Source organism: Paraburkholderia sp. UCT2 (assembly GCF_014397665.1).
Taxonomy (GTDB): Bacteria; Pseudomonadota; Gammaproteobacteria; order Burkholderiales; family Burkholderiaceae; genus Paraburkholderia; species Paraburkholderia tuberum.
Map to the genome: position 1 here is coordinate 1 of NZ_VZQO01000045.1, position 19,961 is coordinate 19,961.

Here is a 19,961-nt window from a genome sequence, read left to right on the forward strand (position 1 = left end):
GACCGATTGCTGGCGTTCTTGAAGGGCCTGTAGGCCATGCCTATGTCCCGCTGCGCACGGCCGGCTGATGTCGTCCCGTCAGTCTCGTGCGTCACGGGACATAGTTCCGCACGGGAGATAGTCCAGCCTATTGACTGCAGTCAATAGGCTGGAAAGTACCGTCAGATATCTTGGCATCGAGGTTGACCACGCGCTTGACATGGCCGAACAGACGGAAGTCTGAGTGGTGATCGCCGGACGGCAATCGGACGCTGTCCGGTCAGGATGAGACATTCGACACAGGTTTCTGATTCGTCGACAATCGGTGAATATAGACAAACCTCGACGGAAGACTTGAGATGATGCTGCGGCCGACAGAAATCCAGATTGAATCAACCCGGCTCTTGATCAAACCGTTCTCGGCCAACGACGCGGATGCTGCGTTCTCGTTCATCACCCCTTCGCTCACCCGTCACATGGCGTGGGAGCCGCCTGCATCCCGGCAGGATTTTGATCGTGTTTGGCGGTCCTGGGTACCGTCGATTGACGATGGGTCAGACTATGTGTTCGCGATACGTCAACGCGCCGACGGGAGTTTCCTTGGGTTAGCCGGGCTTCACCGCGTCCGCACCGAGAGCCCGGAACTCGGTATCTGGATTCGTGAAGATCGTCATCGAAATGGGTTTGGCTGTGAAGCTGTGACCCTTGTTGCACACTGGGCAACGCGAACCATTGGTTGTGAAAGCTTTACCTATCCGGTTGCCGAAGAGAACCGTCCCAGCCGGCGCATCGCCGAATCGCTAGGCGGCGTCATTGTGGAAAGCCGCGCGACGCCAAAGTACAAGTCTGTGGTTTACAGAATTCCTCGCCAGCCAGTCGCAAGCGAGGTATAGGCGATTCTGCCTGTGGACTGGCTTCCGTCGCCATGAACGGACGGTCGTCGGCGAATACTGAATCGTCGACAAAGTAGAATGTGGCCGATTACCCAGATACCCTTTCCCGCGTTCGCCTGGTTGGAAAAAGCAATGACTCATGTGATCCGCATCGTCCGATGGGAGGCGTTAAGCCCGGCCCAGAAAATCGACGTTGAGAATTTGAAGATTTCCGATCAACAGATTGAGTATGCTGGGCCAACTCACCGCGCAGTCGAGGCTTGCATGTCCGATCTGACTGGCGAAATCCAAGGCGCGGCTATCTTCCACATGGAAGTAATTGTAGGTTTTCTCGTTCTGAAGAGGCGAAGCGCCGCCCCCAGTTGGGCTTCAACGGGAGCCGCCGTCATTTCGGCCCTACGTATCGACTTACGCTTCCAAGGTCTAGGAATCGGAACGGCTGCGCTCCAGCGTCTGCCGGAATGGCTTTTGACCCACTGGGCCGACACCAAGTCCATTATGCTTTCCGTCGACGAAGAGAATGAGACCGGGCGCCGTTCGTATGCAAAAGCCGGCTGGGTGGATCTGGGAACCCGGGACAAGGAAGAATCGGGTGGGTTCGCTATATGAAGCGCGACCTGCAAACGGTGTTTGCTGTCTCTGACCGAGCTCAGCGCAGGAACTCGCTTCGGCCCCAATCGGTCAGGCGGAAAGGCGGAAAGGCGGAAAGGCGGAAAGGCGGAAAGGCGGCGACAATTTTCGTTTGACGTATCCTTGAGGATCGATGTTCCGACACTCTTGGCCAACGATCCCGATAACAAAACCCGATGCAAGCACATCTCAGAATAGCCAGACCTGTCAGCGACCTTACACGGGCAGAAAGCATGTATTGCGCAGCGCTCAGCCTCGTTGTGCTGGCGAAATTTCAAGACCATCAGGGGTTCGACGGGTTGATGCTCGGACGTTCCGGCATGGACTATCACTTCGAGTTCACACAGTGCCGTGAACATCCGGTAGCGCCAACACCAACACGTGAGGATTTGCTGGTGTTTTACGCCCCGGATCGAGTTGAGTGGCAGTCGACTTGCGATCGTCTCGCCGAGAGCGGATTTGTTTGCGTGGCGTCGCTCAATCCTTATTGGGACGTGTCAGGTAAAACATTTGAGGATCATGACGGCTACCGAATCGTTTTGCAAAACTCGGCGTGGCCCTCATGATGCATGCGTAGTGCATTTGGATGCCGGCTCGATCGCTTTGCAGCAAGTCGCACGGCCGCGTGAGAGGCGAACTCCGGCCAATTTCGGACGGTCGGGACATGGGCCACGATCGTCAACAATCTCTGCTGGCTTCAGTTGTCGATAGCAAATTGAAAGCTATGCGCCGAGCGAAATTGAAGACTTACTTAACCAGCCCGGAAAGCGAACCACGGCTTGCTGCCCAGGCATTTTATTTAAGCTAAAGTCCAATGCTGACATTCCTGAGAGGCTACGTTTGTGATTGACGAAACGGCTGTCATCCACCCGAGTGCAGTTGTTGAAGAAGGTGCCATCATCGGGGCTCGCGTTCGCATTGGTCCCTATTGCTGCATAGGCGGTGACGTCGAGATTGGCGAGGGCACCGTACTAAAGTCGCACGTTGTCGTAAGTGGGCACACGCGCATTGGTCGAGACAACGCAATCTACCCTTTCGCCACGATCGGAGAAGGCAATCAGGATTTGAAGTACGCCGGAGAGCCGACCGTCGTGGAAGTGGGCGATCGCAACAGAATCCGGGAGAGTGTCACGATCCATCGCGGCACGGTCCAAGGAGGCGGTATCACAAAGGTTGGAAACGACAACCTTCTGACGGTCAACGCCCACGTTGCCCACGATTGCATCGTTGGCGACCATTGCATTCTGGCAAACAATGCAACGCTAGGCGGTCACGTTATCGTGGATGATCACGTGATCATCGGCGGCATGTGCGCAGTCCATCAATTCTGCGTCATCGGCGCGCACGTTATGGTGGGAGGCTGTTCTGGTGTCGCGCAAGATGTGCCGCCGTTTGTAATTGCCCAAGGCAACCACGCCTCACCAGTCGGAGTGAACACCACCGGGCTACAGCGCCGTGGCTTCAGCAACGAGGCGATACTAGCCATCCGAAATGCCTACAAGCTGCTCTACAGGAGCGGGAAGACGCTTGACGAAGCAAAGCCGGAGATCGCTGAGATTGCAACAGCCCATGCCGAGGTTAAGCCTTTTTACGAATTCCTTGATCGCTCGACTCGCGGTTTAATTCGGTGAGGACGGGTCGGGCTATCCGCACCGCCCCAACGGCTGATTCTGGAACAATCGACAGGTTGACGGGTCGCGTACCTGTTTTGCATGCGACGGCAGTCGGGCCACTTTCGGCCGTTCGACAAGGCCGTTCAGATCCGCGACAATCGCCTCCGATGCCGAGGTTCGGTTTTCTATCTCAACGGTTCGACTTTCCTATGCGGGGGGCAGTTTGAATGACGAAAGCTACATCGGTTGGTTAAGACAGAAGGTCGGGAATGGTTTGATACTGAGCCCGTCGGTTGGGGCGGTGATTCACGATCACGAGGGCAGACTTCTCTTGCAAGAGAAATCTTCGGATGAGGCTTGGAGTTTGCCAGCTGGGGGAATCGAACTGGGTGAAAGCCCCCAAGAAGCAATTGCCCGGGAGGTGATGGAAGAGACCGGATACGCCATCCGCATTCATGGCATTCTTGGCGTCTTCGGCGGCCGAGCATTCCGGTACACGTATCCCAATGGCGATCAGGTTGAATACGTTGCGACGTTGTTTCAGTGCAAGATCACTGGCGGTTCCGGAATTCCTACCGACACCGAAACCAAGTCCACCCGGTATTTTAAAAGGCACGAAATACCCGAACTGGCATTACCGTATTCGATCGACGATTTGTTCCGCAAGTTCTAAAAGCTGATGACAAGCCAGCTACGCGTGATCGGCAGCGGCCGGCCAACAACGGTCTTTGGACAGGCCGCACGAATCGTCGACCATCGGCATGAATCTCGAACAGAAGTGTACCAATGACCCGTCTGCCTCAGTCGCTTGGCCTGATAAAAGTCGCACAGGTTGAAGGCAACGCAAATTGATCCCAAAAACAACAGCGGTATCTGTAGACCACACGACATGAGAATCATATTTTGGGTGCCGATTATCTCGTTGATCGTCGCGACGAGGAGCATGGCATTTGATACATGGGACTTCGTCAGCGGCGAGAACAAATCCACGATCGAACGTAGCGCGAGCGCACGGGGCGAGACGATGCAGCAGTTGGAAGGTTTCACGGTGATCAATCGATATCAATCAAACACCGGAACATATGAAATTTTTCACCTCAACTTCTGCGATGGCCGTCTCGCTGCAGTCACAAAAATTGAATCGTTTACTCCCGCGAACTTCATCAATACGTTATCCGAGCTTATGAAGTTGCACGGAACTCCAGCGATATCAGCCCGTGACCAGACGATACGCTCGTTCACAGATATCGCGCTGAAGGAAGTGCAATACACGTGGGGCTCGCTGGACGACCGCATCCAGTTGACGACAAATGTCTCCACGGCACCTTCGCTGAAACTCGAACCTGGCATGACGTTGAGACACGACGATACGACCATTTGCGGCTTGACGTCCCAAATCCCATGAGCGGAAGCGTCGGCTCGGTAAAATTCACGAACACGAAGACGATGATTCCGAGTGACCGCTTCGGGGAAAAGTGACTGTATCTTGTGGGGCCGACTTGCGACGATCATCCGCTGCGGGCCGGCAAGCGGTTCTCAATTCAGCTATCGGACCGGGTTCGGCGGCAGGAGGTCCGCTAGATGATTTTCAATCAGCCTTCGAAATTCTCTTAATTCAGACTGACGCAGAAGAGCTATGACAGCAACTGTTACTGATATCTCGACGCTCGTCCACGAATTTTGGACACTCATGGGCTCAAACGACTTCGCGTCAGTCGAGTCAGTGCTAAGTGAGCAATTCATCCTCGAATGGCCCCAGTCGAACGAACGCATCAGAGGCGCGGCGCGGTTTGCGCAAATGAACTCGGAGTATCCGGCAGAAGGGCCTTGGCGCTTTACGGTGAACCGAGTCGTCGCCAACACCGGTCATGAAGCAGTATCCGATGTGACCGTTACCGACGGTGCGTTGACGGCGCGAGCCATATCGTTTTTCTCAGCCGAAGCCGGGAAGATAACTAAGATTGTCGAATACTGGCCCGAGCCTTATGCTGCGCCCGTCAATAGAGCGCATCTTGTTGAGCTCATCGACGAGGAGAGCCCATATTGACTGGTGTCTCGTGGCTAGATCACCGGCACAGCCCGGCCACTTTGAGACACTCGACGACGCCGCTTAAACTGTTGTCAATCATTCCTCCTGAGGCGAAGAAAATGACAACTGAGATCGAACTCTTGAGGCCTACGACTGCGTTGCTGGCAAGCTACGTTTCGGCCCTTGAGGCGGGATGGTCACCTGACAATGTTCGTAAGGAGGTCGCTGCGCGCGAACAGTTGAATGCTATCGAGTTGAACGCAGAGGCATTCGTCGACGGGCTGGATGATCCGACCGCATCAGGCGGCCCGATTCCTTTGCCCGATGGCTCGACCGTTGCCCGTCTTCCAAGCATCATCCGATGGATTTGGGACGGCGATGTTAGCGGTGCGATCGGATTTCGTTGGCAGGCTGGATCTGCCGAATTGCCGCCGTATGTGCTCGGACATATCGGCTTCTCAGTCGTGCCGTGGAAGCGAGGCAACGGCTACGCCAAGCAGGCGCTCAATTTGATGCTTGGCGAAGCGAGGCTGCAGGGCTTGCCCTACGTGGAACTAACGGTTGATCCTGAAAATATAGCCTCACAGCGGGTGATCGCAGCATGCAGTGGTGTCCTGACTGACCGGTTCAAAAAGACCGCCGCCTATGGATTCGCGGAAACTCTTCGTTATCGCATTGAGCTAGACGACTGAGAAACCTGTCGGACCCTGTTCGGCCAACTCTGGAGATTGATCCATCTCTGTTGGATCGGCGACAATTCAAGCTCTGCACACGCCTATACGATGGAGCATCATGAGTGGCATTCAGCTAAGCCGAGTGATCCGTGCCGACGCCGCCGATTTGATCGCCGCAAACTCAGCAAGTCAGGACTATCACCTGCCTTGGGTCACATCCTTTACCGATCAGACGGGCTTCGATAACTGGTTTTCAGGTGGTCTCACCCATCGTCTTATACACAAGTCTGCCCTCCGCAACCGTAGGCCGGAACAAACCGTCGTCGAGCAATGAGATCGACCGGGGCTTGTAAACTTTCGGCGCGTCGCGTTTACTCTTGCTTTTTGCGTGAACGCCTTGGCCCTGGAAGCACCGTGCTGGACGGAAACCGAATTTGCTGACCTCGACCTTGGCGACGCGCGCCTGAACAAGCGAGCAAGGACATTGATGGAACGATTGGCGGCCAAGCCGACGGCTGGCGTGCCGCAGGCGTGTCGGGGCTGGGGCGAGACGATGGCGGCGTACCGCTTCTTCGACAACGGCGAGGTCCAGTGGAGTGCGATTCTGGAGCCGCACTGGCGGCAGACCGAGCAACGAATGGCCGCCCAGTCGGTCGTGTTGTGCCTGCAGGACACCACGGAACCGGATTTCAACGGCCGGCAGGCCGCGGGCCTTGGGCCACTGTCTTACGAGATGCAGCGCGGAATGTATTTGCATCCGACCTATGCGGTGACGCCTGAGCGGGTGCCGCTGGGTGTACTCGACGCGTGGATGTGGGCGCGTGAGCCCAAGGACGCGCAGGGCAAGCGCGGCGGGCTCAAGGAAAGCCTGCGCTGGATCGAGGGTTACGAGCGGGTAGCGGAAACGGCATCGAGCCTGCCGCACACGCGACTGGTGTACGTCGCTGATCGCGAGGCAGACATGCTCGCGCTGATGGTGCGGGCGCAGGAGTTGGGCACGCCGGCGGATTGGCTGATTCGCTCGACCCACGACCGCGCGCTGCCCGAGGGCGCCAAGCTTTGGACGGCGACGACAGAAGGCGCACCGCTCGGCGAGATTGCCTTCACGATGGGCTCGCGTCACGTCACGGCGTGAAGGCGCGCCAGGTGCGCCAGCACGTATGGTTGCGGCACATCGAACTGCCGGCAGGCGTTGGTCAAAGCGTAGCGGCCACGTGTCTGGTGGCGCGTGAGTTTGATGCACCAGACGGCGTCAAGCCGATCGAATGGCGCTTGCTGACCAACCGCGAAGCCACGACGCTGCAGGAAGCGATTGAACTGATCGACTGGTATCGGGCGCGCTGGGAAATCGAGATCCTGTTCAACGTGCTGAAGAACGGTTGCCGGGTCGAGGCGCTGCAACTGGGCGCGATCGAACGGCTCGAACGCGCGCTGGCGCTGTTTCTGGTCGTGGCCTGGCGAATCGTCCATCTGATGCACATGGGCCGCAGTTGCCCCGATCTGGATGCCGAACTGTTCTTCGATGTCGATGAAATTCGCGGCGCGTATTTGCTGACCGACGTCAAGCAGCCGGCCAAGCCCAAGCTCAACGAGGTGCTGCGCTTGATCGCGCGCCTGGGCGGATTCCTCGGCCGCAAGGGCGATGGCGAACCCGGCGCGAAAGCTATCTGGCTGGGACTCAAAGAGGTTCATATCGCTGCCAGGACATTGCAGAAGTTACGTGTCGGCGGTCACGCTGGAAATTGTGTATAAGCCGATGGGTCTCACCGGGTCGAACGTCGGCCTCATTGCGCGTGAAGTGGCATCGATTCAAATTGTCGGTGTGGTGAACATTAACGAAATAGTAATGGGCGCTTTTCGCAGCGCCTATCTCGGGTATTACGGAATGTCGAACTTCGCCCGGGCAGGGTTGATGACGGACGCGGTACGGGCAGCTGTGATCTATGCTTTCAGCGAACTTGGATTGCATCGGGTGGAGGCAAATATTCAACCAGGGAATATTGCGTCGATCGCACTTGTGCGGCGGTTGGGTTTTAAACAGGAAGGTTTTTCTCCTCGCTATCTCCGCATAAATGGCGAATGGCGCGACCACGAGCGATGGGCGTTGCTGGCCGATATGCCCGGTTAGACACAACCGCCACTCAAAAAAATAATCTGCTCACGCAGAAATTGTTTTTGTGCCAATATTGACAGCATGGAACTTCGTAACGTCCCGAGCAAGGCTCACCACCATCATCACGGTCGCTATCCGCTGCGCCGTGGTTCGTTACGTCCATAGCAAGGAATTCGACCTCACGGTCCATTCCATGTGCAAACGACCAAGGCGCTTAAGGCGCCTTTTTTTATTTCCCTACCATCAAGAGCTGAAGATGACCGACTCGATAAGCTATCGCCGCGCAACCGTGGACGACATTTTGAAAATTTGCGAGTTGGGTCAAATTTTGAACGCGATCCACCATCAGGCACGTCCTGACGTCTATGCAAACGCCACTGAAGAGTTCGCTCGAGACAAGCCGCACTGGCTATCTAGCCTTCAGGGAGAAGATCGAGCCATGTTTCTCGCCGAGCATGGCAGCACGGCGGTCGGCTTCATCACCGTTCAAGTGATGCAGCCGACAAGTCCACTGTTGCAACCGTTGACCGTTGGCCGCATTGGCTCAGTCGCTGTTTTGGAACGACTGCGGGGACGCGGCGTCGGGAGCACGCTGATGAAACTTGCTGAAGAGTGGGCACGAAAAAACGGTGCCAACGACATGAGGCTGACCGTTTGGGCGTTTAATGAACAGGCGGTCGATTTGTATCAGGAACTTGGCTACGAGCTTCGTGCGTTCGAGATGGGAAAGCAACTGCCTATTGCTGGGGATATGCCAGTCGCATGAGGCGATGCTCGGCCACGAACGGTCAATCTATATTCGTGCATAGATCGTGGACAATTAATTGCTCACCTGAAACTTTTGAAACCTCTATTATCTGTTGCGTCTTTCCGAAAACGTTCTTGGAGCATTCAATGCGGATTAGAACCACCTATTTGAAAGTGTCGGACATGGAGCGCAGTTCTGCTTTCTGGGAAAACCTGTTGGAACGCGCGCCGAACCGCAGGTCGGATAAGTGGACCGAATTCTCGCTCGGTGAAGTCCGCTTCGGGTTGCTGCTAAATGATTTTGGCGATGAGTTCGTCGGGAGCGGATGCGTTCCTGTGTTCGAATTTGACGTATCCGCCTTGCATATATTTCTGGATCGCGCCAAGGCTTTTGGGGCAACAGTCGCTCTCGACGGGCTAAACAATGAAGCCATGAAGAGCATTGTGTTGGTTAGCCCTGATGGCCATGAGTTCGAACTTTGCGCATGTCACGACTAATCGGTTGTTCTACCCCGAAAATCTAGGCCCGCGTTGCCCGTCGCGAGTGTCCGTTCCTAAGGGCGTCAGCGGGCTGTTGTGGGTCGAACTCTGCCGACTGCAATATGCCCGGTTCGCCGATAAGCTTTCGCTCGCTCATTCTGGCAAATACGCACGCCCGGTGGCATTTTTGGTGGTATCCGTACCGGCAAAATTCCTCAAACCCGCTCAAGCAAAGCGATAGCGGGAATTTTTTCATTCCGGCCCTGCCATCAAACATTCCTCCCGATTCCCAATCGTCCGGAAGACATCGCCAGTCGCATCTCCCATCAAAAACCCAACCCTTTAGCCACACCGGGATCATTCATCCAGGCTGGCAAGCACGCCCTCGCCGCCTCACCGACGGTGGAAAGTACCTTGCGACACAGAGCCCGTAAATGATCAGCGCCGCGACCGTGTAGGAGACGAATCGCGCCGCAAAGAACAGCAAGACTACGACGATCGCGGCCAGCAGCATCTCCAGTCTCGGACCGAGCGCCGACAGCTGCCCGCCGCGCGCTTCGAAGGCGGTCCCCAGCAAAATCAGCAACGGGATCAACGCGAGCACCATGTGGATCGGCTCGAGGATCGGATAAGCCACGAGCATCGTCATCGAAGCGAGCGCGTAGTCGATGCGGCTGTCCCGATGGCGGCGAAACACCAGATACGCGGACAGCAGGCAAGCAGCCAGCACCAACGCATGCGAAGCAATCGACAGCAACGTACCGGACACCGGCATGCCGACCGTCGCCGATAGCGTCTGCAGCGCGCCCCTCACGGCATTGTTCATCGGCGCGCCGCCACCGCTCATCGCCAGTGCCATGCCGTTCAGGCGCGGCATGTCCGACACGAAGTAGTGCCACAAAACGTCGAAGCCGAGGCGCGCTCCGGTGATCAACGTCAACGCAATCGCAACGACGCTCGCCATCACGAACGTCCGCCATTCGCGACGCAACAACAGCAGGCCGGCGACGGCCAGGGGCGTGAGCTTGATCGCGATCGCAAAGCCAAGAAAGAGTCCAGCGGCATAACCTTTGCCACGCTCGATCAGCGCGAAAGTCGCAATCAACAGGAAGAACAGCAGTTCGTTCGATTGGCCGTCGTAGGTATCTTCGACGAGCGGAAAGCTCAGCAGCGCGACCGCCACCAGCAGCAGGTTCACGCTGCGCTCCGGGCCGCGGTACGCCATCGTGACGACGAGATACAAAGCCACCGAGAACAACACGATCGACGCACTCACCCAGACGATTTTCGCGGCGAGCGGCGTCAGCAGCGCGAGCGGCGCAAACACCAGCGCGAACTGCGGCGGGTAGGCGTAGAAGATGTCGTCGCCAGTCGAGCGCGCGCCGATGCCCTGCAAAAACGCGATGAGCGCGTCGTGATCGTACAGGCGCGCCGGGTCATGCAGCACGACGTTGAAGGCGTACAGGTAGAAATTGAAATCGCCGAAGGCGTCAGGGACATTGCCACGAAACTTCGCGACGACGTGCAGGATACGCAGCGCGAGGCAGGCTACCGCAATCAGCAAAAGGAGCGCGGCACCCGCGCCGAAGTTCGACCTGGTCCGTACGGCGCCTGCGTTGAACATGGTGTCTCTCCGCGGTACGTCAATCAACGTGGGAGTTGCTGCGCCCATGAGACCCGCGCTAGCGGGGGCGTACCAGCAGACCATGTCGCCGGTACGATCCGGGGATGGCCGGCATGGCCAGCCATGCCGGTTTCGTGCCGGACGATCGGACAGAGATTACCGATTCGCAAAAATCGATCTGTGCGCTCGCCCACACGAGACCGACCTATGTCGGGAACTTCGGCGCGCGAACGTCGCGAACGTCGCGAACGTCGCGAACGTCGCGAACGTCGCGAACGTCGCGAGCGCCGACAGACCGATCGCCAGATACGGCACGCCTCGCCGGTCGAGCTTCAGCAGCGCGCGCGGCGCGTTGCCCTGTTCGGCGAGGCCGTACAGCATGCGGCTATTCGCGTAGACGCCGCTGTTGTACACCGACAGCGCCGCGGTCAGCACGACCACGTTCAGCACGTTGGCGGTCAGCGATGAACCCATCTGCGAGAAGATCATCACGAACGGGCTGCCGCGTGTCGCCGCTGGGTGTAGAACGCTGTCGAAGGCAGCGCTGTGGCAGATTGCACGGCTGGACCGTACGGTCCGGTCTGGCAAAACCGCTAGTTTTACCCCGACCGATATTCCTCTGACATTCGGAGCCGCCCGCTTCGTTCTGCGCCGCACTTAAGCGCGCGGATTGTAATTGTCACGGGGATGGCGCCCGGGTATGTTGCCGAAGTCCACTCTTCACGCCGCGGAGCTTCAATATGTTGCCCAAACGTCTGCTTTGCGCCGCCGTGTTGTACCTCTGTTTCGCGGGCGTCAGTCCGTCCGCGCTCGCGCAGACGGTGCCCGCCGCCCAGCAAACGGCCGATGACGCCGCGTCGCAGGCAAGCGGCCAGCCTGCGCCAGCGCCTGCCCCCGCTACTGCCAGCAAGCCGCCTGCCGCCGCGCTCGGCGGCCCGGTGCGCAACATCGTGCTCGTGCATGGCGCGTTCGTCGACGGATCGAGCTGGAACGGCGTGGTGGCGAAGCTGCAGCAAAAGGGTTATCACGTGAGCTCCGTGCAGAACCCGCTGACCTCGCTCGCCGACGACGTCGCCGCGACCCGCCGCGTGCTCGATCGCGAGAACGGTCCGGTGCTGCTGGTCGGGCACTCGTGGGGCGGCGTCGTGATCACCGAGGTCGCCGCGAATGCGCCGAACGTCGCCGGGCTCGTGTATGTCGCCGCGCTTGCGCCGCAACTGCACGAATCGGCGATGGACGTGATGAAGGCCGGCGGGCCGATGCCGGCCGGCCAGAGCATCAGCAAGGACGCGAGCGGGTTTTTGTGGATCGACCGCGCGCGCTATCACGCCGATCTCGCCGCCGACGTGCCCGAGACCGTCACACGCGTGCTCGCCGCCGCGCAGGTGCCGATCGCCGCGAGCGCATTCGACGAACCGGTCGATCAGGTCGGCTGGAAGGACAAACCGTCGTGGTACGTGCTGACGACGAAAGACCACGCGGTGTCGCCCGATCTGCAGAGAATGATCGCCGCGCGCATCGGCGCGAAGGTGGTGCCGGTCGCGTCGAGCCATCTCGCGCCGGTGTCGCACGCCGGGGCGGTGGCGGAGGCGATCGATCACGCGGCGCGCGAGTTGAGTCGGCAGCAGCAGTAAGCCGGCGGCTCGACGCCGCGCGGCTCAGCGCAGCATGAACGACATCGCCGACAGACAGTTCAGCATCCGCACCGCATGCTCGGCCGACGCCGCACTGAAGCGCAACGTCACGCCATCGACGCGCGTAAGCGTCGGCCATTGGCAGAACAGATCGGCGAGCCCGCTCGTTTGCACGCGCAGTTCGCACTCGATCGTTCGCGGCTCCGCGCGCGTCGCGGCAGGCGCGCGGCCCGCTTCGACATGCTGACGGACCACGTCGCGCGCCGCGGCCCGCAGCGCCTCGCGCACGCTCGCGGGCGACCGCGTGACGCCGCTTGCTTGCCCGGTTGCGGTCTTCGTGACGACGAAACGCGCGCCGGGAAAACGCGGCGCGGTTTCCTCGGCGAACACGTCGTCACCCGATAAAAGCACCACACGCGCGCCATATTCTTCGGCGAGCGCACCGTACAGCCCCGCTTCGCCCAGCTCCACGCCGTTGAACGCCACGCGCGCGAACGCGAAGCTGTTGATTGTGTGCGCGAGGATGCCGCGCGTTTGCGCCTTCGCGTGATAGCCGAGCATGAAGACCAGCGCCGCACCGTATTCGAGCCCGGCCATCATGCCCAGCGTGCGTGGCTTGCCGAGCACGAGCTGGGCGCGCGGATCGAGCAGATCGGGCAGCAGGTTGCGAAAGCCGCCGTGCGAATCATTGACCCACACGTCGGTCGCGCCGCCCGCGAACGCGCCTTCGACGGCCGCGTTGGCTTCGAGCGTCATCCAGCGTCGCGCGGCTTCGTATTCGCCGTTGCCCGCGCGCGTCTGCTCGGCATGGAACACGCCGGCGATGCCTTCGATGTCGGTGGAGATCAGGACTTTCATCGCGCGGAATTCCTCAGCAGGTGGGCAAGGTCCGGCACGCTGTCGCGCAGCGACAGCCGCCGATGACCGTCGCGACCGGTGACGGTCTCGGCGCTCCACAATGCATCGACGATCGCCTGCTCGACGCTGTCGGCGCAGGCGCGAAACAGCGGGTCCATACAGTGATCCGCGACCAGCGGCGGCAGCGCGACGAAGTCCGCGCCGTGCGGCACCGTGTACGCGGTCGAAAACGCCAGCGCGATATCGCCGCTGCCGTGGCCGTACACCGAGCCGGTGCGCGCGAGACCGGCCGCCGCGCGCAACGACAGGCGTTTCAGCTGGCGCGCGTCGAGCGGCGCATCGGTCGCGACGATCATGATGATCGAGCCTTGCTCGGGTTGCTCGGGGGTCGCGTGAGCAGCGGCACTGGCAGCATTCGCCGTCTCAGCGACGGCCGCGCGTTCGGCCAGCATGCGGCCGAGCGGCGTGCCGTCGATCGTCAGCATCGGCAGACGGCCGAAGTTGGCAAGCACGAGCGCGCCAACGGTGTAGTCGCGGCCCGCCGCACTGAACACGCGCGACGCAGTGCCGATGCCGCCCTTCAGATCGAAACACGACATGCCGCGCCCCGCGCCGAGCGCACCGCTCGCGACATCGGCGCTTGCCGCGTCGAATGCTTCGGTGAAGTGCTGTTCGGTCACGGCAAGCGCCTGAATGTCGTTCAGGTAGCCGTCGTTGCACTCGAACACGAGCGGATTGACCGTCGACCATTCGCGGCCGATGCGCGGATTCGCGCGAATCGCCGCGCGGATCTGTGCCTGCGCGACCGTACCGACGCCGAAGGTGTTGGTCAGCGCGATCGGCGTCTCCAGCGTGCCGAGTTCGTCGAGCTGCACGAGCCCGATGCTCTTGCCGAAGCCGTTGATCACCGACGCGGCGGCCGGCACCTTGTCGACGAACGGATCGCCGCGATGCGGCCGGATCACGGTCACGCCGGTTTGCAGCGCGCCTTCGGCAAGCGTGCAATGACCGACGCTGACGCCGTCCACGTCGGCGATCGTGCCGAGCGCTCCGGCCGGCAACGTGCCGAGATGCGGCGCGCGCTCAGCCGAATGATGGTTGCTCATGCTCATGGCCGATCCAGCTTCGGATCGAGCGCATCGCGCAGACCGTCGCCGAGCAGATTGAACGCGAGCACGGTCAGGAAGATAGCGAGGCTCGGAAACAGCGCGATATGCGGCGCGGTCACCATGTCGGCGCGAGCTTCGTTGAGCATCGCGCCCCACTCGGGCGTCGGCGGCTGCGCGCCCAAGCCGAGAAACGACAGGCTCGCCGCCGTGATGATCGACGTGCCGATGCGCATCGTCAGGTACACGATGACCGATGAAATCGTGCCCGGCAGAATGTGCCGCGCCATGATCGTCCAGTCAGACGCGCCGATGCTGCGCGCCGCTTCGATATAGGTGAGCTGCTTGAGCATCAGCGTATTGCCGCGCACGAGCCGCGCGAATGCCGGAATGCTGAAGATCGCCACGGCGCAGATCACGTTGATCATGCCGTTGCCGAGAATCGCGACCACGCCGATCGCGAGCAGAATGCCGGGGAACGCGAACAGCACGTCGGCCACGCGCATCGTGATGCGATCCCACCAGCCCTCGTAGTAACCGGCAAGCAGACCGAAGAACGTGCCGATCACCGCGCCGATCGCAACGGACAGAAAGCCTGCCTCGAGCGAAATGCGCGAGCCGACGAGGATGCGGCTGAAGATATCGCGGCCCAGCGAATCGACGCCGAACCAGTGCGCGGCCGACGGCCCCGCGTTCAGCGCGTCGTAGTCGAAGAAGTTCTCGGGGTCGTACCGCACGATATGCGGCGCGACGATCGCGACCACGATCAGGAGCAGCACGAACACGCCGGCGGCCAGCGCGACATGCTGCTTGCGGAACTTGCGCCAGAACTCGTTCCACGGTGTGCGGATCGCGCGTTCGGAGGCAACGGGAGTGGCCGCATTCGGCCCGGTGGCAGTGGTGCTCATGCGGGCCTCACTTGAAACGGATGGTCGGGTTGATCACCGCGTACAGCACGTCGACGATCAGGTTGATGATGATGAATTCGAGCGAGAACAACAGCACCTCGGCCTGAATGATCGGATAGTCGCGCATCGACACCGCATCGACGAGCAAACGGCCGAGGCCCGGCCAGTTGAACACCACTTCGACGACGATCGAGCCGCCGAGCAGAAAGCCGAACTGCAACCCCATCATCGTGACGACGGGAATCAGCGCGTTGCGCAGGCAGTGCTTGATGATCACGAGCCGCTCGGGCACGCCCTTCGCGCGCGCGGTGCGCACGAAGTCCTCGTGCAGCACCTCGACGAACGAGGCCCGCGTGAAGCGCGCCATCACCGCCGCGACCGCCGCGCCGAGCGTCAGAGACGGCAGCACGTAGCTGCGCCACGAACCGTCGCCGACGATCGGCAGCCAGCCGAGCTGCACCGAGAAAATCTGCATCAGCAGCATGCCGAGCGCGAACGCCGGAAACGAAATGCCCGACACCGCGAGCGTCATGCCCAGGCGGTCCGGCCAGCGGTTGCGCCACACCGCCGAGGCGATGCCGATCGCCATGCCGATCACGACCGCCCACACCATGCTCGCGATCGTCAGCCACAACGTCGGGAAGAAGCGTTCCGCGATCTCCTGGCTCACCGGCCGCTTGCTGCGCGTCGAAACGCCGAAGTCGCCATGCGCCATCCGCCAGAAGAAACGGACGAACTGCTGCGGCAGCGGCTTGTCGAGCCCGAGGTCGGAGCGCACGAGCGCCACGGTCGCCTCGTCCGCTTCAGGACCGGCGGCGAGCCGCGCCGGATCGCCCGGCAGCAGATGCACGAACAGGAACACCAGCACGGCGACGATGAAGAGCGTCGGCAGCAGGCCTAGCAGACGTTTGACGAGGAAGTTCAGCATGAAACCAGTCCGGCAAATGAGCGGCAATTGAGCGGCAAATCAGGCGGGCAACGAGGACTCGTGTGCGGCGGCGGCGCGGCGGCGGGCTGGGTGAACCGCCGCCTGCGCATGCCGCCTCGTCAGCTCATCACTTGATCGCGATCTCGTCGAAGTTGAACGAGCCGTCCGGCGCGACGTAAGCGCCCGACAGACGCTTGCTGCGCGCATACACGACCTTCTCCTTGACGAGGAAGATCCACGGCGCGTCGGCCCAGATGCGCTTCTGCGCGTCGGTGTAGAGCGCGGCCTTCTGCGTGCGGTCGGTCGTTTCGAGCGCCTGCTTCAGATCGTTGTCGACCGCGTCGTTCTTGTAGTACGACGTGTTGACCATCTTCGGCGGAATCGAGTAGCCCGCGAGCAGCGGGCTGATCGCCCAGTCCGCTTCACCGGTCGACGACGACCAGCCCGCGTAGTACATCCGCACCGGCGCGGTCGCCGGATCCTGCGCGCTTTCGACCTTGGCGACGCGCTGACCCGCTTCGAGCGCCTCGACGCTGGCCTTGATGCTGACCTGCGCGAGCTGCTGCTGCACGAACTGGATCACCTTCTGCGCAGTCGAGTAGTTATACGCGGACCACAGCGTCGTTTCGAAGCCGTTCGGATAGCCCGCTTCCTTCAGCAGTTCGCGCGCCTTCGCGGGATCGTACGGCCAGGGTCCGAGCTTGACCGCATAGTCGACGCCCTGCGGCACGACGCCGTCGGCCGGCGTCGCGTACCCGGCGAACGCGACCTTCGTCAGCGCTTCCTTGTTGACCGCGTAATTCAGCGCCTCGCGCACCTTCGGGTTGTCGAAGGGCTTCTGGTTCATGTTCAGGCTGATGTAGCGCTGGATGATCGACGGCGCCGCGATCAGATCGACCTTCGGGCTCGACTGCAGTTGCGCGGCCTGCTCGAACGGCACCTGGAACGCGAAGTCCGCTTCGCCGGTGCGGATCAGCGCGGCACGCGTGTTGTTGTCGACGACCGGCTTCCAGTCGATCGCATCGATCTTCGGATAACCCTTCTTCCAGTAGCCGGCGAACTTCTTCACGGTCAGGTCGCCGGCCGGGTCCCACTTCACGAGTTCGAACGGGCCCGTGCCGACCGGATGAAACGCGATGTCCTTGCCGTACTTCTTCAGCGCGTCCGGCGAGATCATCACCGCAGACGGATGCGCGAGCACGTTGATGAACGCCGAGAACGGCGTTTTCAGCGTGACGCGCACCGTGTACGGATCGACCACTTCCGTTTTCTCGATGCGGCTGAACATGTTGTAGCGCTTCAGCTTGTTGGCCGGATCGGTCACGCGGTCGAAGTTCGCCTTCACGGCGGCCGCATTGAAGTCGGTGCCGTCCTGGAACTTCACGCCATGGCGCAGCTTGATCGTATAGACGCGCGCGTCGGGGCTCGCCTCATAGCTGTCGGCGAGCACGTTGACGAGCTTCATGTCCTTGTCGAAGCCGAACAGCCCCTGATAGAACGATTTCGCGACCGCCTGCGACAGCGTGTCGTTCGCGTCGTACGGATCGAGCGACGTGAAGGTCGACGCGACGGCCATCACGGCCGTCGTTTCGGCGTGCGCCAGATTGCCCGCGAGCGTCGCGAACACCACCGCGCCGCCGCTGACGAGCGCGCGCAAACGAAACGGAGAGGACGGGAACAGCAGGTTCATGAGATTGCTCCAGGCTGCGAGTTAAGGATGTGACAGGGTCGTTATGGTTGGCTTGCGCTTCGGCTGCGGGTGCTGCGGGTTTTGCTTCGGGTCTTTTTGCTTTAACGCGATGCGGCGCTTCGCTCAATAAGCGCCGCCGACGCGATGCTGCGCGACGAAATGATCCGGTCCCACCGCGACGAGCGGCGCGACGACCGGCTCGTCGTGCAGCGCGCGGATCGGGCTCGGAATATCGTCGGCGGCGAGCATGCGTTGCGCGTGACGGCGCGCGGGATCGGCGACCGGCACCGCGCTCATCAGCTTCTTCGTGTACGGATGCTGGGGCGCCTCGAACACCGCGCGACGCGGACCGATCTCGACGATCTGGCCGAGATACATCACTGCGACGCGATGGCTGACCCGCTCGACCACCGCCATGTCGTGCGAAATGAACAGATACGCGACGCCGAGCTCGCGCTGCAGGTCGAGCATCAGATTGACGATCTGCGCCTGCACGGAGACGTCGAGCGCGGACACCGATTCGTCGGCGATCACGACCTTCGGATTCAGCGCGAGCGCGCGAGCAATCGCGATACGCTGACGCTGCCCGCCCGAAAACTCATGCGGATAGCGGCGCGCGGCCTCGGCCGGCAAACCGACTTTCTCGAGCAGCCACGCGACGCGCGCCTGCGCTTGTCCACCCTGCGCGACGCCATGCACGAGCAGCGGCTCCATGATCGAGAAGCCGACGGTCAAGCGCGGATTCAACGACGCGAACGGGTCCTGGAAAATAAACTGGATATCGCGACGCAGCGCCTGCAACGCGGGCCCGGTCAGCGAGCTGATTTCCTTGCCAGCGAATTCGATCGAGCCACTCTGACTTTCGACGAGCCTCAGCAGCGAGCGGCCCGTGGTCGACTTGCCGCAGCCCGACTCGCCGACCAGCGCGAGCGTTTCGCCGGGCCGCAGATCGAAGCTGACTTTTTCGACCGCATGCACACGGCCCGTCATACGGCCGAACAGGCCGCTACGGACCGGAAAGCGCGTGACCAGATCGCGCACGCGCAGGATCGGCGGCGTGTCGTCGCGCACCTGCGGCTGCGCTTCTTCGGCGACAGCCGCCGCCGGCTGCACCGCCGCATCGGCGCCGTTCGCGCCGGCCTGCTCGACGCTCAGGATCGGAAAGCGCGCGGGCTGATCGGTGCCGTGCATCGAGCCGAGCCGCGGCACCGCCGCGAGCAGCGCCTTCGTGTACGGATGCGACGGCGCGGCGAACAGCGCGTCCGACGCACCCTCCTCGACCTTCTCGCCGCGATACATGACGAGCACGCGGTCGGCCACTTCGGCGACCACGCCCATGTCGTGCGTGATGAAGATCACGCCCATGTTCATCTCGTCCTGCAAGCCGCGAATCAGTTGCAGGATCTGCGCCTGGATCGTGACGTCGAGCGCGGTGGTCGGTTCATCGGCGATCAGCAGCGCAGGCTTGCACGACAACGCCATCGCGATCATCACGCGCTGGCGCATGCCGCCCGACAGCTGATGCGGGTAACGCGCCGCGACGCGCCTTGCCTCGGGAATCCGCACGATCTCGAGCAGACGCAAGGTTTCGGCGCGCGCGGCCTCGCGGCTCTTGCCCTGGTGCAGCGCGATCGCCTCGCTGATCTGATCGCCGACCGTGAAGACCGGATTGAGCGAGGTCATCGGCTCCTGGAAGATCATCGCGATGTCGGCGCCGCGAACTGTGCGCATCGTGCCGGACGACGCCTTCGCGAGATCGAGCACGCTGCCGTCGCGCCCCCGGAATGCGATGCTGCCGCCGGCAAGACGGCCGCCGCCATGCTCGATCAGCCGCATCAGCGCCAGCGACGTGACCGACTTGCCGGAGCCCGATTCGCCGACGATCGCGAGCGTCTCGCCGCGCTCGACCGTGAACGACAGATTGCGCACCGCGTTGAAGGTCGAATCGCCGCGGCGGAACGCGACCGTCAGATCGTCGACCGCGAGCACGCGCTGCGGCGGCAGGGTCTCGATACGCGGGCTGGCGGTGTGCGAGGAAGTCGGCACGGTGGTTCC

General features: G+C 61.3%; 19 protein-coding genes and 4 pseudogenes. 15 read left to right on the plus strand and 8 right to left on the minus strand.

The annotated features are described in order from the left end of the window. Window positions 1–145: 145 nt before the first annotated feature. The 14 genes and pseudogenes from F6X39_RS37070 to F6X39_RS28450 all read left to right on the plus strand — a co-directional run. Window positions 146–223: pseudogene (locus F6X39_RS37070) on the plus strand (integrase); the annotation flags it as partial. A 115-nt stretch (window positions 224–338) separates the two neighbouring features. Then, window positions 339–872: a GNAT family N-acetyltransferase gene (locus tag F6X39_RS28390; protein WP_187619020.1), complete on the plus strand. Its 534-nt coding sequence runs from the start codon at window positions 339–341 to the stop codon at window positions 870–872. Window positions 873–1,004: 132 nt separating this feature from the next. Next, on the plus strand, window positions 1,005–1,481 hold the full coding sequence (locus F6X39_RS28395) for a GNAT family N-acetyltransferase (RefSeq protein WP_187619021.1): 477 nt from the start codon (window positions 1,005–1,007) through the stop codon (window positions 1,479–1,481). Between the two features lie 197 nt (window positions 1,482–1,678). Continuing rightward, window positions 1,679–2,068 (plus strand): VOC family protein, encoded by a 390-nt coding sequence (locus tag F6X39_RS28400; protein WP_187619022.1) that lies wholly within the window; start codon window positions 1,679–1,681, stop codon window positions 2,066–2,068. 276 nt (window positions 2,069–2,344) lie between these two features. Then, on the plus strand, window positions 2,345–3,133 hold the full coding sequence (lpxA, locus tag F6X39_RS28405) for an acyl-ACP--UDP-N-acetylglucosamine O-acyltransferase (RefSeq protein WP_187619023.1): 789 nt from the start codon (window positions 2,345–2,347) through the stop codon (window positions 3,131–3,133). Between the two features lie 205 nt (window positions 3,134–3,338). After that, window positions 3,339–3,788: an NUDIX domain-containing protein gene (locus F6X39_RS28410; protein ID WP_222945342.1), complete on the plus strand. Its 450-nt coding sequence runs from the start codon at window positions 3,339–3,341 to the stop codon at window positions 3,786–3,788. 270 nt (window positions 3,789–4,058) lie between these two features. Beyond that, window positions 4,059–4,520, plus strand: coding sequence for a hypothetical protein (locus tag F6X39_RS28415; RefSeq protein ID WP_187619024.1), 462 nt, complete (start codon window positions 4,059–4,061; stop codon window positions 4,518–4,520). A gap of 231 nt (window positions 4,521–4,751) precedes the next feature. Next, window positions 4,752–5,162 carry a nuclear transport factor 2 family protein gene (locus F6X39_RS28420; protein ID WP_187619025.1) on the plus strand — a complete coding sequence of 137 codons (411 nt, stop codon included), beginning with the start codon at window positions 4,752–4,754 and terminating at the stop codon, window positions 5,160–5,162. A gap of 101 nt (window positions 5,163–5,263) precedes the next feature. Beyond that, window positions 5,264–5,836: a GNAT family N-acetyltransferase gene (locus tag F6X39_RS28425; protein WP_187619026.1), complete on the plus strand. Its 573-nt coding sequence runs from the start codon at window positions 5,264–5,266 to the stop codon at window positions 5,834–5,836. Between the two features lie 100 nt (window positions 5,837–5,936). Then, a pseudogene (locus F6X39_RS28430) lies at window positions 5,937–6,086 on the plus strand (phosphinothricin acetyltransferase); the annotation flags it as partial. A gap of 135 nt (window positions 6,087–6,221) precedes the next feature. After that, window positions 6,222–7,570: pseudogene (locus F6X39_RS28435) on the plus strand (IS4 family transposase). A 4-nt stretch (window positions 7,571–7,574) separates the two neighbouring features. After that, window positions 7,575–7,946 carry a GNAT family N-acetyltransferase gene (locus F6X39_RS28440; RefSeq protein WP_262414843.1) on the plus strand — a complete coding sequence of 124 codons (372 nt, stop codon included), beginning with the start codon at window positions 7,575–7,577 and terminating at the stop codon, window positions 7,944–7,946. Between the two features lie 241 nt (window positions 7,947–8,187). Continuing rightward, on the plus strand, window positions 8,188–8,697 hold the full coding sequence (locus F6X39_RS28445) for a GNAT family N-acetyltransferase (protein WP_187619027.1): 510 nt from the start codon (window positions 8,188–8,190) through the stop codon (window positions 8,695–8,697). A gap of 128 nt (window positions 8,698–8,825) precedes the next feature. After that, window positions 8,826–9,176, plus strand: coding sequence for a VOC family protein (locus tag F6X39_RS28450; protein WP_018421036.1), 351 nt, complete (start codon window positions 8,826–8,828; stop codon window positions 9,174–9,176). Window positions 9,177–9,519: 343 nt separating this feature from the next. Here the strand turns inward: F6X39_RS28450 and F6X39_RS28455 are convergent, their stop codons facing one another. Next, window positions 9,520–10,782, minus strand: a complete 1,263-nt coding sequence (locus F6X39_RS28455) for a glycosyltransferase family 87 protein (RefSeq protein WP_187619028.1) — start codon at window positions 10,780–10,782, stop codon at window positions 9,520–9,522. A 156-nt stretch (window positions 10,783–10,938) separates the two neighbouring features. Further along, window positions 10,939–11,295 (minus strand): annotated as a pseudogene (locus tag F6X39_RS28460) (amino acid permease); the annotation flags it as partial. Window positions 11,296–11,522: 227 nt separating this feature from the next. On the opposite strand from F6X39_RS28460, the gene F6X39_RS28465 reads away from it, so the two are divergent. Further along, window positions 11,523–12,416, plus strand: a complete 894-nt coding sequence (locus F6X39_RS28465; protein WP_187619029.1) for an alpha/beta fold hydrolase — start codon at window positions 11,523–11,525, stop codon at window positions 12,414–12,416. A 24-nt stretch (window positions 12,417–12,440) separates the two neighbouring features. On the opposite strand, the gene F6X39_RS28470 is transcribed toward F6X39_RS28465, so the two are convergent. The 6 genes from F6X39_RS28470 to F6X39_RS28495 form a co-directional block, all read right to left on the minus strand. Continuing rightward, window positions 12,441–13,274, minus strand: a complete 834-nt coding sequence (locus F6X39_RS28470) for a M55 family metallopeptidase (protein WP_187619030.1) — start codon at window positions 13,272–13,274, stop codon at window positions 12,441–12,443. Continuing rightward, entirely contained in the window at window positions 13,271–14,386 is a 1,116-nt protein-coding gene (locus F6X39_RS28475; RefSeq protein WP_187619031.1) for a P1 family peptidase, read from the minus strand. The genes F6X39_RS28470 and F6X39_RS28475 overlap by 4 nt, the downstream gene beginning before the upstream one ends. Then, the gene (gene gsiD / locus F6X39_RS28480) at window positions 14,383–15,288 is read right to left on the minus strand and encodes a glutathione ABC transporter permease GsiD (RefSeq protein ID WP_187619032.1); all 906 of its coding nucleotides are present in this window, start codon (window positions 15,286–15,288) and stop codon (window positions 14,383–14,385) included. The genes F6X39_RS28475 and gsiD overlap by 4 nt, the downstream gene beginning before the upstream one ends. A 7-nt stretch (window positions 15,289–15,295) precedes the next feature. Then, window positions 15,296–16,216, minus strand: a complete 921-nt coding sequence (gsiC, locus tag F6X39_RS28485) for a glutathione ABC transporter permease GsiC (protein ID WP_090801536.1) — start codon at window positions 16,214–16,216, stop codon at window positions 15,296–15,298. Between the two features lie 127 nt (window positions 16,217–16,343). Continuing rightward, window positions 16,344–17,906 (minus strand): glutathione ABC transporter substrate-binding protein GsiB, encoded by a 1,563-nt coding sequence (gsiB, locus tag F6X39_RS28490; protein ID WP_187619033.1) that lies wholly within the window; start codon window positions 17,904–17,906, stop codon window positions 16,344–16,346. Between the two features lie 123 nt (window positions 17,907–18,029). Beyond that, complete coding sequence (locus tag F6X39_RS28495) at window positions 18,030–19,952, minus strand: dipeptide ABC transporter ATP-binding protein (RefSeq protein ID WP_187619034.1); 1,923 nt, start codon at window positions 19,950–19,952, stop codon at window positions 18,030–18,032. Between the last annotated feature and the right edge of the window lie 9 nt (window positions 19,953–19,961).

Coding starts and splice junctions, on each gene's coding strand:
- F6X39_RS28445 (WP_187619027.1), top strand. CDS start 8,188: ATGACCGACTCGATAAGCTATCGCCGCGCAACCGTGGACGACATTTTG.
- gsiB (WP_187619033.1), bottom strand. CDS start 17,906: ATGAACCTGCTGTTCCCGTCCTCTCCGTTTCGTTTGCGCGCGCTCGTC.
- gsiD (WP_187619032.1), bottom strand. CDS start 15,288: ATGAGCACCACTGCCACCGGGCCGAATGCGGCCACTCCCGTTGCCTCC.
- F6X39_RS28400 (WP_187619022.1), top strand. CDS start 1,679: ATGCAAGCACATCTCAGAATAGCCAGACCTGTCAGCGACCTTACACGG.
- F6X39_RS28465 (WP_187619029.1), top strand. CDS start 11,523: ATGTTGCCCAAACGTCTGCTTTGCGCCGCCGTGTTGTACCTCTGTTTC.
- F6X39_RS28475 (WP_187619031.1), bottom strand. CDS start 14,386: ATGAGCATGAGCAACCATCATTCGGCTGAGCGCGCGCCGCATCTCGGC.
- F6X39_RS28415 (WP_187619024.1), top strand. CDS start 4,059: ATGGCATTTGATACATGGGACTTCGTCAGCGGCGAGAACAAATCCACG.
- F6X39_RS28425 (WP_187619026.1), top strand. CDS start 5,264: ATGACAACTGAGATCGAACTCTTGAGGCCTACGACTGCGTTGCTGGCA.
- F6X39_RS28455 (WP_187619028.1), bottom strand. CDS start 10,782: ATGTTCAACGCAGGCGCCGTACGGACCAGGTCGAACTTCGGCGCGGGT.
- F6X39_RS28390 (WP_187619020.1), top strand. CDS start 339: ATGATGCTGCGGCCGACAGAAATCCAGATTGAATCAACCCGGCTCTTG.
- F6X39_RS28395 (WP_187619021.1), top strand. CDS start 1,005: ATGACTCATGTGATCCGCATCGTCCGATGGGAGGCGTTAAGCCCGGCC.
- gsiC (WP_090801536.1), bottom strand. CDS start 16,216: ATGCTGAACTTCCTCGTCAAACGTCTGCTAGGCCTGCTGCCGACGCTC.
- F6X39_RS28470 (WP_187619030.1), bottom strand. CDS start 13,274: ATGAAAGTCCTGATCTCCACCGACATCGAAGGCATCGCCGGCGTGTTC.
- F6X39_RS28440 (WP_262414843.1), top strand. CDS start 7,575: ATGGGTCTCACCGGGTCGAACGTCGGCCTCATTGCGCGTGAAGTGGCA.
- F6X39_RS28450 (WP_018421036.1), top strand. CDS start 8,826: ATGCGGATTAGAACCACCTATTTGAAAGTGTCGGACATGGAGCGCAGT.
- F6X39_RS28420 (WP_187619025.1), top strand. CDS start 4,752: ATGACAGCAACTGTTACTGATATCTCGACGCTCGTCCACGAATTTTGG.